The sequence below is a fragment of the Sphingomonas sp. SL1004 genome (assembly GCF_057815015.1).
On record NZ_JBYMUX010000001.1, the window covers coordinates 1834119 to 1847177 of the forward strand.

General features: G+C 63.7%; 16 protein-coding genes. 3 read left to right on the forward strand and 13 right to left on the reverse strand.

From position 1 onward, the window contains the following. Positions 1–159: 159 nt before the first annotated feature. Entirely contained in the window at positions 160–1122 is a 963-nt protein-coding gene (locus AC3D24_RS08240) for a FecR family protein (protein ID WP_489029710.1), read from the reverse strand. 16 nt (positions 1123–1138) lie between these two features. Continuing rightward, positions 1139–1663, reverse strand: coding sequence for an RNA polymerase sigma factor (locus AC3D24_RS08245; protein ID WP_489029712.1), 525 nt, complete (start codon positions 1661–1663; stop codon positions 1139–1141). A gap of 232 nt (positions 1664–1895) precedes the next feature. On the opposite strand from AC3D24_RS08245, the gene AC3D24_RS08250 reads away from it, so the two are divergent. The 3 genes from AC3D24_RS08250 to AC3D24_RS08260 all read left to right on the forward strand — a co-directional run bounded on the left by AC3D24_RS08250 (position 1896) and on the right by AC3D24_RS08260 (position 2818). Beyond that, positions 1896–2042 (forward strand): helix-turn-helix domain-containing protein, encoded by a 147-nt coding sequence (locus tag AC3D24_RS08250; RefSeq protein WP_489029714.1) that lies wholly within the window; start codon positions 1896–1898, stop codon positions 2040–2042. A 327-nt stretch (positions 2043–2369) separates the two neighbouring features. After that, positions 2370–2585 carry a helix-turn-helix transcriptional regulator gene (locus AC3D24_RS08255; protein ID WP_489029716.1) on the forward strand — a complete coding sequence of 72 codons (216 nt, stop codon included), beginning with the start codon at positions 2370–2372 and terminating at the stop codon, positions 2583–2585. Next, entirely contained in the window at positions 2585–2818 is a 234-nt protein-coding gene (locus AC3D24_RS08260) for a hypothetical protein (protein ID WP_489029718.1), read from the forward strand. Before AC3D24_RS08255 ends, AC3D24_RS08260 begins: the two co-directional genes overlap by 1 nt. Before the next feature lie 160 nt (positions 2819–2978). On the opposite strand, the gene AC3D24_RS08265 is transcribed toward AC3D24_RS08260, so the two are convergent. The 11 genes from AC3D24_RS08265 to AC3D24_RS08315 form a co-directional block, all read right to left on the reverse strand. After that, positions 2979–3197 carry a DUF2274 domain-containing protein gene (locus AC3D24_RS08265; RefSeq protein ID WP_489029720.1) on the reverse strand — a complete coding sequence of 73 codons (219 nt, stop codon included), beginning with the start codon at positions 3195–3197 and terminating at the stop codon, positions 2979–2981. A gap of 9 nt (positions 3198–3206) precedes the next feature. Beyond that, on the reverse strand, positions 3207–4421 hold the full coding sequence (locus AC3D24_RS08270) for a TraB/TrbI/VirB10 family type IV secretion system protein (RefSeq protein ID WP_489029722.1): 1215 nt from the start codon (positions 4419–4421) through the stop codon (positions 3207–3209). After that, positions 4418–5377, reverse strand: coding sequence for a P-type conjugative transfer protein TrbG (gene trbG / locus AC3D24_RS08275; RefSeq protein WP_489029724.1), 960 nt, complete (start codon positions 5375–5377; stop codon positions 4418–4420). Before trbG ends, AC3D24_RS08270 begins: the two co-directional genes overlap by 4 nt. Continuing rightward, a complete protein-coding gene (trbF, locus tag AC3D24_RS08280; RefSeq protein WP_489029726.1) occupies positions 5374–6186 on the reverse strand; it encodes a conjugal transfer protein TrbF in 813 nt (270 codons plus the stop codon). Before trbF ends, trbG begins: the two co-directional genes overlap by 4 nt. Continuing rightward, complete coding sequence (gene trbL / locus AC3D24_RS08285) at positions 6183–7493, reverse strand: P-type conjugative transfer protein TrbL (protein WP_489033108.1); 1311 nt, start codon at positions 7491–7493, stop codon at positions 6183–6185. Before trbL ends, trbF begins: the two co-directional genes overlap by 4 nt. Positions 7494–7605: 112 nt before the next feature. Continuing rightward, the gene (trbJ, locus tag AC3D24_RS08290; protein ID WP_489029728.1) at positions 7606–8364 is read right to left on the reverse strand and encodes a P-type conjugative transfer protein TrbJ; all 759 of its coding nucleotides are present in this window, start codon (positions 8362–8364) and stop codon (positions 7606–7608) included. 262 nt (positions 8365–8626) lie between these two features. Then, complete coding sequence (gene trbE, locus AC3D24_RS08295; RefSeq protein ID WP_489029730.1) at positions 8627–11056, reverse strand: conjugal transfer protein TrbE; 2430 nt, start codon at positions 11054–11056, stop codon at positions 8627–8629. After that, entirely contained in the window at positions 11050–11337 is a 288-nt protein-coding gene (locus AC3D24_RS08300) for a VirB3 family type IV secretion system protein (RefSeq protein ID WP_489029732.1), read from the reverse strand. The genes trbE and AC3D24_RS08300 overlap by 7 nt, the downstream gene beginning before the upstream one ends. Further along, entirely contained in the window at positions 11334–11669 is a 336-nt protein-coding gene (locus AC3D24_RS08305) for a TrbC/VirB2 family type IV secretion system protein (protein ID WP_489029734.1), read from the reverse strand. The genes AC3D24_RS08300 and AC3D24_RS08305 overlap by 4 nt, the downstream gene beginning before the upstream one ends. Then, the gene (gene trbB / locus AC3D24_RS08310; RefSeq protein WP_489029736.1) at positions 11627–12652 is read right to left on the reverse strand and encodes a P-type conjugative transfer ATPase TrbB; all 1026 of its coding nucleotides are present in this window, start codon (positions 12650–12652) and stop codon (positions 11627–11629) included. Before trbB ends, AC3D24_RS08305 begins: the two co-directional genes overlap by 43 nt. After that, positions 12649–13056, reverse strand: a complete 408-nt coding sequence (locus AC3D24_RS08315; protein WP_489029738.1) for a CopG family transcriptional regulator — start codon at positions 13054–13056, stop codon at positions 12649–12651. Before AC3D24_RS08315 ends, trbB begins: the two co-directional genes overlap by 4 nt. Between the last annotated feature and the right edge of the window lie 3 nt (positions 13057–13059).

Below are 13059 nucleotides of genomic sequence, written 5' to 3' on the forward strand. Positions count from 1 at the left end.
ACTAGAGTGTTCGCCGATTGCGGCGATGCCGAGCAAAAACTCGAAGCGGCCGTCACGCACATCGATCGGCTCACCATCTCAAAGCCAGCACCGCTCAAGCGGCTAAAGCTCGCCTGATCCAGATGCCGCGGTTGGATCACAGCCACGGCATCCGTTTCATTACCGCAAGCTGATCGATCCGTCGCTGTCGGTCTGCGCCTTCAGCGGCAGGACTGCGATGACCGCGGCGGCAAAGTTTCGGGCGTCGCCCGTATCGACGGTGCCGCTGATGCGCGCCTCGGCAAAGCCCGGTGCATCGAGCCGGACGGGCGTATCGACGTAGCGATTGACGGCAGTGATGGCGTCCTGAAGCGTCATCCCGTCCAACACGATCCGGCCGCGCGTCCATGCCGTCGCTGGCGCCGTATTGACCGCCTTGATGGGGCTGACCCGCCCGCCATTGACCGTTAACGCCTGCCCGGCGCGTAAGCGCGCGACCGGGCGGTCATCCGCACTGACGCGCACGCTGCCCTCGACCAGCGTGACGTCGACCGTGTCACCGTTGCGATGCACATCGAACTGGGTGCCCGTCGCCAATACCCGAGCGCCGCCGGCATCGACGGTAAAGGGGCGCGCGGCATCATGCGCGACGGTGAAATAGGCTTGCCCGTGCTCGAGCGTAATGCCGCGCGCGCCATCGACGAACTTCACCGTCATGGCTGTATCGGTATCGAGCATCACGCGTGATCCATCGGCCAGCATGAGCTTGCGCTGTTCGCCGATCCTGGTCGCGTATCGATCGCCGCCTGCGGGCCACTCGGTGACCAGGGTGACGCCCACAACGAGCAGCGCAATCGCGGCTGCGGCCATTGTGCCAATCGAAAGACCGCGATTGCGGGAGAACTGTGCGGGGCGGTTCATTGCCTGCTCGGTCGCGGCGAGGATGGCCGGGTTATGTGCAAGGCTGCCGGCATGATTGTAGAACCGATCGACGGCGACGTACGCGTCGCGGTTCCCGTCGATCCGCCGCCACGCGAAAAACTCTTCAAGCGTCCGCGCAGATACTGGCAGCGTCTGGAGCCGCGCATACCAGTGTGCCGCCTGCGCCCGCGCGTCGTCACCGCTTACGCCATTGTAGTTCATGGATCTGTGCCGCCGCCTAGTCGCGCAGTCTGCTCATGCACAACGCCAATGCCTTGCCCATCCGCCATTCGACAGTCTTGATCGAGATACCGAGGTTCGCCGCGATCTCGGCATTGGTCATATGCCGGAAACGGCTCAGGACGAAGACGTCGCGCAATTTGTCCGGGAGGTCGAGCACGATACGCTCCAGTTCAAGAACCGCCTCCTGCTCGTTCATGCCATGCCTGTCACCACAACCTTGGCTGGCGGTGGTGGTCCTGGAATGCTGCTCACGAACTGCCTCGCGCCGCTTACGATCCCGAAATAGATTGAGCGCGGTCTGGAACAGGAACGCTCGCGGATGCGTGATCTCCAGAGCGCCGGGTCTGGCAGCGCGCACCCAAGTATCCTGCACGATGTCGTCGACATCGGCGGGCTGCAAACGCAAGCGCCCGGCGATCAGCCGCCGGAGCCAGTCGGTATGGTCTCGGTACAGATCGTCGATTGCCGGGCCATTCAACCGGTCAACATCTCGCCAGCGATCTCCGCCCGATCCGGACATCTGTGCTCCATTGATCCTGCACGATCATCGAACCGCCGCATGCGCCAAGAAAGGTAAGGCTCGCAGCGGCGTCGACGATGAGAGACAATGATCTGCTTATGCGTGGACGTAGTCAATCAGAAATGTCTCTCATCGTCTGTAGATGGATCAGCGACACCAGTGCCTTTAGCGCGTCGTGGATATCCGAAAGCGCCTTGGTTCGAATCTACGTAGGTTGCGTGAGGCTCGAGGTTTGAGCCAAGAAGCATTTGCCCATGAAGCAAATATTCATCGGACCTATGTGAGCGATATCGAGAGAGGCGCTCGCAATCCAACGATCATGATTATTGAAAAGCTCGCGAAGTTTTTGAACGTTTCTGCAGGCGACCTGCTCGATTAACAGAGCATAAAACACAGGGTTGCGTTCTTCTGATAACTCACCTGCCCCAGCATTGATAAATGCGTAGATCGATTAAATAAACTTGGCAATTACCTGCTAGCCGGCGAGCTAGATCGTCGCCCCCTCGCGACAAATACTCCAAATATTTATTTTCAGCATCTCAATACCCTAAATAGATAATACACGTCACTCAGCGATCACGCTACGACACCGAAGTGACCAATCACAACACCATTGGTGATTAGAGGGCGCACTTGCGCCGCAAACCATGTTCAGTAAATGTAGCACAGATGAGCAGTTATGACTCACTAACTACAGGACACTGTCATGCAGACCGAAACACCTGACCGCATTCTTCGTCTTGGCGCCGTGCTCAACCGTACGGGCCTGACCCGGTCGACCTTGTACCGGAAAATTCAGACTGGCACCTTTCCCAAGCAGGTGCGGATCGCGACTCGCTGCACGGGGTGGCGGGAGTCCGCGGTCAGTGACTGGATGCGCAACCCGCTGTGCTACAGCGCCGATGACCACGCGGACAATTAATGCAACGGCTGTCGAACCGAAACGAACAGCCCACCAATCCTGCGATGGCGCGCGAAGCGAGCCCGTCGAGTTGTTCGACTGTTATCGGTGTGACACACGAAACCGAGGCATTACCGGACACGCCGAACGCCAGAAAGCTAGCAGGCCTGTCGATCATGCTGTTCATCGCCCGTCGCATCCGCACGGAATGCCAGCAGATGATCGGCCGCCCTGCTCAACGATCCACGCGATGATCTCCCGGTCGCTCCAGCGCGAGGCGAATAGCGTCAGCTTGTATAGATGCGGAAACGTCCACTCCTGGATCATCTGATAGATCATCGAGTTGCCGGGGGCCGTCGCGGCGCTTGACCTCATCGAGCTTTACGAAGCGGTCCGGGAGGCCCTTCCCGGTGCTCATCTGCCAGTCGCGCGGCTGCGAACGAAATTACGGTCGCTTTCAAGGAACGTGGCCAACATGGCAGGAATGAGTTCTGCGACCGGCTCCTCGCGTCCATAGGTCTCGGCGTACAGCGCGGCATAGTCGTGCAGCATCTGATGCAGATCGGGCGTGACGGTGATCGACAGCTTGACCGGCGTCCGATCCGGCAGCTTCGCCAGTTTCAATTCGGTCATATCGTGCTCCTATTGGTGCCACGGCGCGAGGATCAGATCCTTGTGGACCACCAGCCGCACGGCTGAGCCTGGCCGGATCGTGATCGTCGGCTGGATGTTGAGATTGCGCTGGGTGATCTGGTCACCGCCGCGCGACACATTGCCTTGCGTCGACTGACGGATTGCCTGCACGAGATCGCTATCGCCCGACAGCGACAGTTCCGAGCCAACCCCGAACACTGTCGAAAGCGCGATACCTTTGAGCAATTGCCAGGTGTGAAAGTCGACCTTGTCCTGCAATCCGACATAACCCGACGGATCGGTCGCCGGGACGTTGTCGATGCGTAGCGAGCTACCGTCAGGCATGATGATCCGCTGCCACACGATCAGCGCGCGCTTCTGCCCGAACGCGACGACGCTGTCATAGCTTCCTACCAGACGTGCGCCCTGCGGTACGAGCAGGATACGCCCTGTCGGACTGTCATAGACGGTTTCGGTCACTTGAGCGGTGACGAGGCCTGGCAGGTCGGAGCGCAGGCCGGTGATCAGGCTCGCCGATATGACGCTGCCTGCCGACAGGAGATAGGGCGACGCGGCCGGGGCGATCCGGTGCGGATTACTGTCGCCCGTGGGATCGAGGGCTGCCACGAACGCTGCCTTGCGGTTCTGCGCGTTTGGGTCGTTGGTGGGATCAAGCGCCACCTTGGGTTGCTCGGCGACAGTCGGCACGTCCCCGGATGACGACCGCGTAGCCGTCACGGCTGTTGAGGTCATCCCGCTGGAAACGAGCACACCCGACTCCCGCGCGGCCTTGCCTTGGGCGAGAAGGCGCTCGCGTTCGGCCGCCGCCGTCTGATCGGCCTCCGTCTGATCGATCGCCGTTTGTCCGGTGGATGCCGCCTCCAGCGCAAGCTGACGCTGGCGTTCGAGGATAGGTCGGCCGAGATCGCCGGGGAGCGGCGGCCCCAGTTTGGGGGCATCGCCATAGGTGGAGGGCAAACCCTTCACTGCATCGGCCGCCGCCTTGCCGTTAGGCTCGGACATGTCGGTCTGCTCAGAGGCATGGCGGAAGATGGTGGGCTTGAGCGCCATCCAGGTGATCGCGATCAGGCTGACCGAGCCGATCGCGGCGATCGCGATGATCACGCCGCGTCGGAAGCGGATCGCGCGCGCCGGTTTTGCGCGGATCGCCAGTGACTCCGGATCGGCCTTTGCCGGGGCGGCCGGCTGAGCTTCCTCGCTCATGCCCCCCTCCCCTGCCGTCCGCCCTCATCGATGCGGGTGATGCGAACCACATCCTGATGCTTGGTGCCCAGCCGGAGCTCAGCGCGATCGAAAATCCGATCGACGATGTAGAAGCGACCCGCGACACGATAATTGACGAGACTGACCGCGCCCTTTGCATCGACGAGGAACAGCGGTGGGGCTTCGCCGACCGACAGACTTGGCGGGAACTCGATGAAGGTCTGCCGGCCGTCGTCGAACGCGCGCACGGGCCGCCATGTCGGCGTATCGCCGCTGACATCGTAGTTGAACCGCAGCGCCTCGACCGTGAGACCCGACGCGACAGGCTTGGCCGCCTCGGTCGCTTCGCTGGCCCGGCGCAGCGCGATGAGCTGGTCGGCGGGGTACGTCCACGAAAGGGCCGCCATCGCCGTTGCTGTCGTGCTGGTCAGGGTCACATGGTAGCTGCGGCGGTCGGTGGTGATGACGAGGTTGGTCGACAGGCCTGGGGCGAACGGCTTTACAAGGATATGAGTGCGCCTGTCCGTGCCGCTGCCGCTGGTGGTATCGCCGATGACCCACCGCACCGTATCGCCCGACGCCACAGCGCCCAAGGCCTCACCAGGCTGGAGCGCGATGTCGGTCACGCGCTCGGGCGCGGTGTAGACCTGATAGATAGCCCCTTCCACATAGGGATAGACCTGTACGGCGTTGATGAACCCATGGGCCGTCGGCTGCAGGGTCGCCGCGCCATTGGCGGCTCGCACGCGGCGTTCGTTTACCGAGATCGGTTTGTATCGGCGGGCACGCGGTACGACGGGCTTTGCAGGCGCCACCGTTGCCGTCACGGGCGATGGGACCGGGGTCTTCGTGGCGGCTGGTGATTTCGGCTGTGCTGCGGGCCTTTGTGGCTGGGAAGACGCCGGCAATGTCAGCAGCACGGTTGCGCTGGCGAGCAACAAGAAGCGTCGGGTCATGGCTGTGTCTCCGGGCTGGATTGAACGGGCACCGCGCCAAGACCGGGGTCGATGGGCGAACCCTGCGGCATGGTTGCGGACGCGGTTGAATTCTGCGCCGGAACTGAAGCCGGCGCCGGACCGGCAACGTCGAGTTCGCGGCTCCAGTCGATCGCATCGACGTAGAGACCCAGCGGGTTCTTGCGCAGAATGTCGGCGGTCGATGGCGGCTTGGTGACGATCGTCAGGATCGCGGTCCAGTTCGACCGGCCCGTCTGATTGCCGCGTTCATAGGCGGTCTCGGTCCACTTGATCTGGAATGATCGATCCGACGCCCGCACCACGCTGGTGACCTGCACGGACACGGTGCGTTCGCCGATCCGCGCGAACGGATCATTGGTGCGGGCATAGTCGCCGAGAAATTGCGCGCCGCGGCGGGTCGTGACGTCATAGGCGGCGAGCCAATTGGCGCGCATCAGCACAGGGTCGAGCGATACGCCGCGCACGGTCTCGATGAACTTTGACAGGTGCCAGGCGATCTGCGGATCGGTCGGTCGAAAGGCGGCTTCGGCGGCAGTGACAGCGCGGGCCTCGCCGAGCCGGTCGACCTCGACGACATAGGGCGTGACCCGGCTTTGCGTCGATTGCCAAAGCAGCCCACCCGCCAAACTGGTCGATAGCGCGAGACAGCCAAACGCCATCAACCGCCAGTTGCGCGCCTGTACCCGGGCCGATCCAATGCGGTCGTCCCAGACCTGCCCGGCGCGCTGGTAGGGTGTCTCTGGCTCGGGTGTTCGTCCATAGCGCTGGACGGCACGTTTAAAGATCATCTCTCGTCCCTTTCCTTGATGTCGGGTGTGGCGGATCCGCCGCCGCGATCGCCGTCCTTGATCGCCTGGAGGGCAACATGACGGTGGTGGCGGGCGGTCTGTTCGCGACGCATGGCCCGCGCCCAGGCGGGAGCGCCGTCGCTGGGAGGCGTCGAGTCAGTAGGCGACGATCCGCCACCGGGCTGATTGAAGGCGCTGTGTGCGGCGGCACGGCCGCCGCTCGCGGCTTCGCTCAGGCCAAGCGCCTGCGACATGCGACTGCGTGCCGTGTTGCCGGCTGCGCGCGCGATGCCACCAAGGCCTGCGCCCACACTCGACGATCCAACCGTCTTCTGACCGAGCGTGTAGGCGGTCGATGCCGCCGATCCCATCGACGTGCCGGCGCGGACCGCGGCCAAGGCGCCGCCACCGACGGCACCGGCGGCGCCCAGCATAGCACCGCCGCCGACTGCCGCGATGCCGGCCGCGCCCACCGTGGTACCGAGCGCGGCACCCGCGCCGAGCTGCGGTGCACCGGACACCAGGCCCGAGGCGATGCCCGGCGCGAAGATGCCGAGGCCGAAGATGGTGAGGCTCGCAAGCACCAGCGACATGGCCTGGCCGATATCGGGTTCCTGACCCTGCAAGGCGGCCGTGAACTCGGCGAAGAAATTCGAGCCGATGCCGACGATGACCGCCAGCACCATGACCTTGATGCCCGACGATACGACATTGCCAAGGACGCGCTCGGCGAGGAAGCTGGTGCGGTTCCACAGCGCGAACGGCACGAGAATGAAGCCGGCAAGCGTCGTCAGTTTGAACTCGATGATCGTGACGAACATCTGCACGGCGAGGATGAAGAACGTGATGATCACCAGCACCCAGGCGAACAGCAACACCGCGATCGTCAGAAAATTGTCGAAAAAGCTGGTGAACCCCATCATCTTCGACGCTTGGTCCAGCAGCGGCCACGCGGCGGAAAAGCCGGTGGCGGCCAGTCGGCCCGGCTTGAGCAGATCATCGGCGGACAGCACGCCGCCGCCAGCGGTAAGACCGGCCTGCGCGAACGAGCGAAAGATGATGTCGGCGAGCGTCGCAAAGCTGTTCAGGATGAACGCGAACGTGCCGATATAGAGGATCTTCCGGATGAACCGACCGATGACATTGTCGTCGCCACCCATCGCCCAGAACAGGCCGGCCAGCGTGATGTCGATGCCGATCAGCGTGGACGTCAGAAAGCCGACATCGCCACCGAGCAGCCCAAAGCCGCTGTCGATATAGGTGATGAACGCGGCCATGAAGCGGTCGATGACGTTGAGGTCGTTCACGGTGAGGTTTTCCGACGCATAGGGACAATGCCGCGGGGCGTGACGGGGGAGCGTCGCCACGCCCCGCGACGACGGCGACGGTCAGGGGAACCGCGCCGTCAACCGGTCGGCGCTACTGAGGGCTGTAGGCCGAGCCGGAACCCAGGAACTTGGTAGTGGCAGCCCGCGCCTCGGCCTCGCCCTGGACACGGCGCGCCTGCTCGATCGCCTGGGCACGAAATTGCGACGCCATCAGGGTCTGGATCTGGAACTGCTGCTTGGCGGTAAGGGCGAGGAGCTGGTTGGTCGCCTGCTGGGCTTGCAGTGCCCCTTCGGCGCCCTGGCTGCGCGCCACGATGCCGCGCAATGTTTGCGTATCCGCCTGGACATTCTCGACAACCTGGGACTGCACGCCCATCGTCTGCTTGTACGCTGCCATCGCCGTGTCGAGCCGCGCCTTCGCCGCGATCACGCGCTGGTTGCTGGTCAACGCCTGATCGAAGCTCTGCGGATACAGTGCCCGGAACTGCTGGTCGAGATTGGCGACACGGAACTGGATGCCCTGCGCCTGCCCCATCAACTGATCGATCTGCCGGAGCGTCTGGGTGATCGCCTCCAACTCGGGAAAGCCGATCGTGGCAAGGTTCTTCGCCTGGTTGATCAGGCTCTGTGCCTGATTCTGCAGCGACCGGATCTGGTTGTTGATCTGTTGCAAGGTGCGCGCGGCGGTCAGGACATTCTGGCTGTAGTTCGACGGATCGAACACGACGATCGCGTGAGCGCCGGTGGTCGGCAAGGCGACCGCCATGATAAGTGCACCCGTTGCACCCAGACCAAGGGCAGAGGCGATCAGATATTTGCGCACGCGACTATGGGATGACGGGGGTTTCATGACAGGCTCCTTGACCCGGGGGAGCACGCAATTTCGGGCAGTTTTCGGTATGTCGTCAGAGCCTGTCTGGTGGCGGCACCGACATCTTTGGGCCGATCACCGCGGATGCTTGAGCCCTGCCCCGGACCTTGATGCTTTCGCGCCAACCACGCGGCAGATGACACCGATCGACCTGTCTGTATTCGTCGCCGACGCTGAACGTGCTTTATATGTCATGGTGAGGTCGCGACGGATGCCAACGGCGATTCACCTTGGTGCGACGTCAGCGCCCGCCATCGAACTCGGCGAATAGCGACGCCGCCCAATCCAACCCGGCCTCCGCAAGAAATCGGGCGCCAAAAGTATTGGCGCCATGCTCGGTAAGCATCGCGTCAATCCGGGCCTGGGTCAGCGCATCGGACGCGCCACACAGTGCGAGCGCGATCGGTCCAAGCCCAAGCTCGAACAGGCGGTTTCCTCTGGCCGATTGCAGATAATAGTGCCGTTTGGGTATCGCGCGGGCGACAAGCTCGATCTGCCTGTCGTTCAGCCCGAACCGTTCATAGGCGTCCCGGCTCTGCGGTTCGATTCCCCGATCGTTGGGCAAGAATATGCGCTGCGGACAGCTCTCGATGATGGCGGGCGCTATGCTGCTTGACGCGATGTCGGCGAGGCTCTGCGTCGCGAACAGCACCGCGACATTCTTTTTGCGCAGGACCTTGAGCCATTCGCGGATACGGGCGGCGAACAGCGGATGGTCGAGAAACAGCCAGGCTTCGTCGAGGATCAGCAGCGTCGGGCGTCCGTCGAACCGCTCCTCCAAACGGTGGAACACATAGGTCAGCACGGGCGCGACGACGCCAGCTTGTCCCATCAGCGCCTCGGTCTCGAAGCACTGGACCTCCGCGAAGGCACGGTCTTGTTCTGCCGCATCCAGAAGCCGGCCATAGGGACCGTCGAGAGTGTAGGCGCCAAGCGCGATCCGCAGCGCATTCGACTGGAGGAGCAACGTGAATCCCGTCAACGTCCGCTCCTCAGGCGGTGCCGAGGCGAGGCTGCCCAGCGCCGACCAGATGGCGTCTTTGACATCCGGTGTGACGGCGACCTTCTCGCCGGCCAACAGCGCGGCGATCCATTCGGCCGCCCAACTCCGCTCGGCGAGGTCGTCGATCCGGCGCAGCGGCTGAAACGCCAGCGTTTCCCCGCCATCGGCACCGAGACCCAACGCATGATGTGCGCCACCCATCGCGAGCACCGCGGCCCGGGCAGAGAAGCCCTTGTCGAAAATGTAAACCTGAGAGCCCGCATAACGACGGAACTGCAACGCGATCAGCGCCAGCAGCACGGATTTGCCCGCACCAGTCGGGCCAACGACCAGCATATGCCCGACGTCGCCGACATGGGTGGATAGACGGAACGGTGTCGAGCCAGCCGCCTTGGCATAGAGAAGAGGCGGCCCGTCGAGATGCGCGTTGCGCGCAGGGCCGGCCCATACCGACGACAGCGGCATCAGATGCGCGAGGTTCAACGTATGGACGAGCGGCTGACGGACATTGGCATAGACATGCCCTGGCAGCGAAGACAGCCATGCTTCGACTGCATTCACGCCTTCGCGGATGGTCGTGAAGCCGAGGCCGTTAACGATCCGCTCGACCTGCCGAACCTTGGCGTCGACACGGGCACGGTCAGTGTCGGCCACCGTGATCGTTGTGGTAAGGTAGCCGAAAGCGACATGATCACCGCCTAGCGCCTGGAGCGCCAGATCGGCGTCGATCACTTTGTTGTCCGCATCGCTATCGAGCAACGGGGACGGTTGGTTATACATCACCTCACGCAGCATCGCCGTGATCGACTTGCGCTTGTTGAACCACTGGCGCCGCAATTTCGTCAGAGCTTTGGTCGCATCGGACTTGTCGAGGGCGATGAAGCGGGTCACCCAGCGATAGCCGAAGTCCTGATGATTAAGCGCGTCGAGAATGCCGGGGCGGCTCATGTTCGGAAAGCCGAGCACGGTCAGCGTGCTGATATGCCGCTCGCCAAGCTTCGGTTCGAGCCCGCCGATCAGTGGCGTGTCGGCGAGCAGCGCATCGAGATAGACCGGCGTCTCGGGCCTCGCGACCGGATGACGGCGATCCGATACCGCACCATGGAGATATGTGAGCGTCTGCGCGTCATCGAGTGCCCGCACCTCGGGCATGAAGCCGGCGAATAGATCCAGCGCGCGATCGGTCTCGGCGACGAAGCTTGCCAGGGCGGCACGCCAGTCGCGCGCCTTGCCTGTGTCGGGCCGGTCGACCAGGGATCGGCCCGCCGCGTCGACGCTGTCGACCGGTGGCAGCCAGGTCAGCGTCATATGATAGCGGCTCACATAGTGTTCGCCCTCGGCAAGGAAGGTGGCGCGCCGCTCGCGATCGACCAGCCAGGATGCGGGATCGGGGAAATCGCTGTTGGGATAGCCCATTGCCTCGCACCGCTCGGCGTCGAAGAACAATGCCCATCCGGTACCGAACCGCTTGAGGACGTTGTTGGCGCGCGCGCAAGCCGACACCAGTTCGCCTTGAGTTGCAGATTCGAGATCGGGGCCGCGGAACGCCAATGTGCGCTGGAAGCTGCCATCCTTGTTGAGTATTATGCCGGGCGCGACCAAGGCCGCCCAGGGTAGGTGATCCGCAAGACGATCTGCGCGGTGGCGATATTCAGCAAGGTTCAGCACGCGAGATACCCTTTTTGCCGGAGGTGACGCAGCAGCACGGCCGCAAAATCCGGATCGCGCCGGGCGGCGAAGACGGCGAGGCTGTGCCCCGCCGCCCAGAGCAGAAGACCGGCCAGCCATTGTTGAAGTCCAAGGCCAACGGCCGCAGCGACCGTACCGTTGACGATCGCGATCATCCGGGGCGCGCCGGCGAGCAGGATCGGTGACCCGAGGCTGCTGTGAATTGGGGCTTCGAAACCGACGACATGGTCATCGGCAATGTGCTGGCCGCTGGCGGTCATGCGATCAGCGCTCCGCCGCCGAACGAGAAGAAGGACAGGAAAAAGCTCGATGCGGCGAACGCGATCGACAGGCCGAACACGATCTGGATGAGCTTGCGGAAGCCACCGGCGGTCTCGCCGAACGCCAGCGTCAGGCCTGTGGTGATGATGATCAGCACCGCGATGATCTTGGCAACCGGCCCCTGGACCGATTCCAGCACTTGCTGGAGCGGCTCCTCCCAGGGCATGCCGGCGCCGGCGGCCTGAGCATGGCTCGCGATCGTCAGCGAGAGAGACGACGCGGCGACGATCAGGATGGTCGAACGGGTGGCGGGGAGACGGATACTAGGCATGGGTCTTCTCCTTGCGGACTAAGGCTAATGTCCACGACGGCGTAGCCGCCGCCGGGATCGACGCCCGTGACGCGGACGATCGATTGGATGCGCCGGGCAAGGCCGCGACCGGCGATGAATATGACGATGTCGATCGCATCGGCGATCAGACGGCGCGGGACGGCGACCACGGCCTCCTGCACCAGCTGCTCGATGCGGTAGAGCGCCGAGGTCGCGCTGTTGGCGTGGACGGTGGCGATCCCGCCGGGATGGCCGGTGTTCCAGGCCTTGAGCATGTCGAGCGCTTCGGGCCCGCGCACCTCGCCGACGATGATGCGATCGGGCCGCAACCGCAGCGTCGAGCGGACCAGATCGGCCATGCCGACGACACCGGCGCGCGTACGCAGGGCCACGGTGTCGGCGGCCGGACTTTGCAGTTCGCGGGTATCTTCGATCAGGATCACCCGCTCGTCGAGATGTGCCATCTCGGCGAGCAGCGCATTGGCAAGCGTGGTCTTGCCCGAGCTGGTGCCGCCCGCGACCAGGATGTTGCAGCGATCGGCAACCGCTTTGGCAAGCAACCGTGCCGTGTCGGCTGACATGATGCCGTCGCTCGCATAGTCCAGCAGCGTGTAGAGACGCGTCGCAGGTTTGCGGATCGAGAAACAGGGCGCCATCGCCACTGGGGGCAGAAGGCCTTCAAACCGTTCGCCGGCATGGCCGTCGGTGCGTGGCGGCAGTTCGGCGGACACGATCGGTGCGTCGCCGTGCACTTCGGCACGAGCATGGCTCGCGACCAGACGGATGATCCGCTCCACCTGCATGGGGTCCATGCGGATACCGGTATCGCCGCGACCTGTACCAAGCCGGTCGAGGCGTAGCGCGCCGTCCGGGTTGACCATGATCTCGACGACGCGAGCATCGTCCAGCGCCATGGCGATGTCTGGTCCCATCGCGGTGCGCAGCATGGCGCGTCGTCGGTCGGCGGAGAGCGTATTGCTCATGGGAGGCGCTCCGGATCGTTACCGATCGTGCGTCGGCCCGCCGCGATCTGCCTGCCGACCTGTGCAATGAACGCCTCGAACCGCTTGGCCGCGATGGCGCGCCCCGCCTGGTCGTTCTCGGCAAGCGGCGCGTGGATGGCGAGTTCGTAGCGGACGAACAGGGCGAGCGTTTCGAGCAGGATATGACCGTCGCGCTCGATCCGGCCGAGTGCGTTGGTCATGCGGTCGAGCCGCATGCCGAACCGGTCGTCGAGTTCGTTGCTCCCGCGACGGTTGAGCCAAGCGGTGACCGCATCGGTAAGGATCGCCGATTTGGAAGTGCCCGGCTTCGCGGCCAGCGCTTCCAACCGATCACTGACCGGTTTGGGCAGGAAGAGCTGATGGCGGATTTTCGGATCGGCCATGGT

What these genes read in the sequence shown, in the direction of transcription:
- AC3D24_RS08305 (WP_489029734.1), bottom strand. Translation starts at nt 11,669, where the DNA reads ATGCCTAGTATCCGTCTCCCCGCCACCCGTTCGACCATCCTGATCGTC.
- trbB (WP_489029736.1), bottom strand. Translation starts at nt 12,652, where the DNA reads ATGAGCAATACGCTCTCCGCCGACCGACGACGCGCCATGCTGCGCACC.
- AC3D24_RS08315 (WP_489029738.1), bottom strand. Translation starts at nt 13,056, where the DNA reads ATGGCCGATCCGAAAATCCGCCATCAGCTCTTCCTGCCCAAACCGGTC.
- AC3D24_RS08270 (WP_489029722.1), bottom strand. Translation starts at nt 4,421, where the DNA reads ATGAGCGAGGAAGCTCAGCCGGCCGCCCCGGCAAAGGCCGATCCGGAG.
- AC3D24_RS08245 (WP_489029712.1), bottom strand. Translation starts at nt 1,663, where the DNA reads ATGTCCGGATCGGGCGGAGATCGCTGGCGAGATGTTGACCGGTTGAAT.
- AC3D24_RS08260 (WP_489029718.1), top strand. Translation starts at nt 2,585, where the DNA reads ATGCAACGGCTGTCGAACCGAAACGAACAGCCCACCAATCCTGCGATG.
- AC3D24_RS08300 (WP_489029732.1), bottom strand. Translation starts at nt 11,337, where the DNA reads ATGACCGCCAGCGGCCAGCACATTGCCGATGACCATGTCGTCGGTTTC.
- AC3D24_RS08240 (WP_489029710.1), bottom strand. Translation starts at nt 1,122, where the DNA reads ATGAACTACAATGGCGTAAGCGGTGACGACGCGCGGGCGCAGGCGGCA.
- trbG (WP_489029724.1), bottom strand. Translation starts at nt 5,377, where the DNA reads ATGACCCGACGCTTCTTGTTGCTCGCCAGCGCAACCGTGCTGCTGACA.
- AC3D24_RS08265 (WP_489029720.1), bottom strand. Translation starts at nt 3,197, where the DNA reads ATGACCGAATTGAAACTGGCGAAGCTGCCGGATCGGACGCCGGTCAAG.
- trbJ (WP_489029728.1), bottom strand. Translation starts at nt 8,364, where the DNA reads ATGAAACCCCCGTCATCCCATAGTCGCGTGCGCAAATATCTGATCGCC.
- AC3D24_RS08255 (WP_489029716.1), top strand. Translation starts at nt 2,370, where the DNA reads ATGCAGACCGAAACACCTGACCGCATTCTTCGTCTTGGCGCCGTGCTC.
- trbF (WP_489029726.1), bottom strand. Translation starts at nt 6,186, where the DNA reads ATGATCTTTAAACGTGCCGTCCAGCGCTATGGACGAACACCCGAGCCA.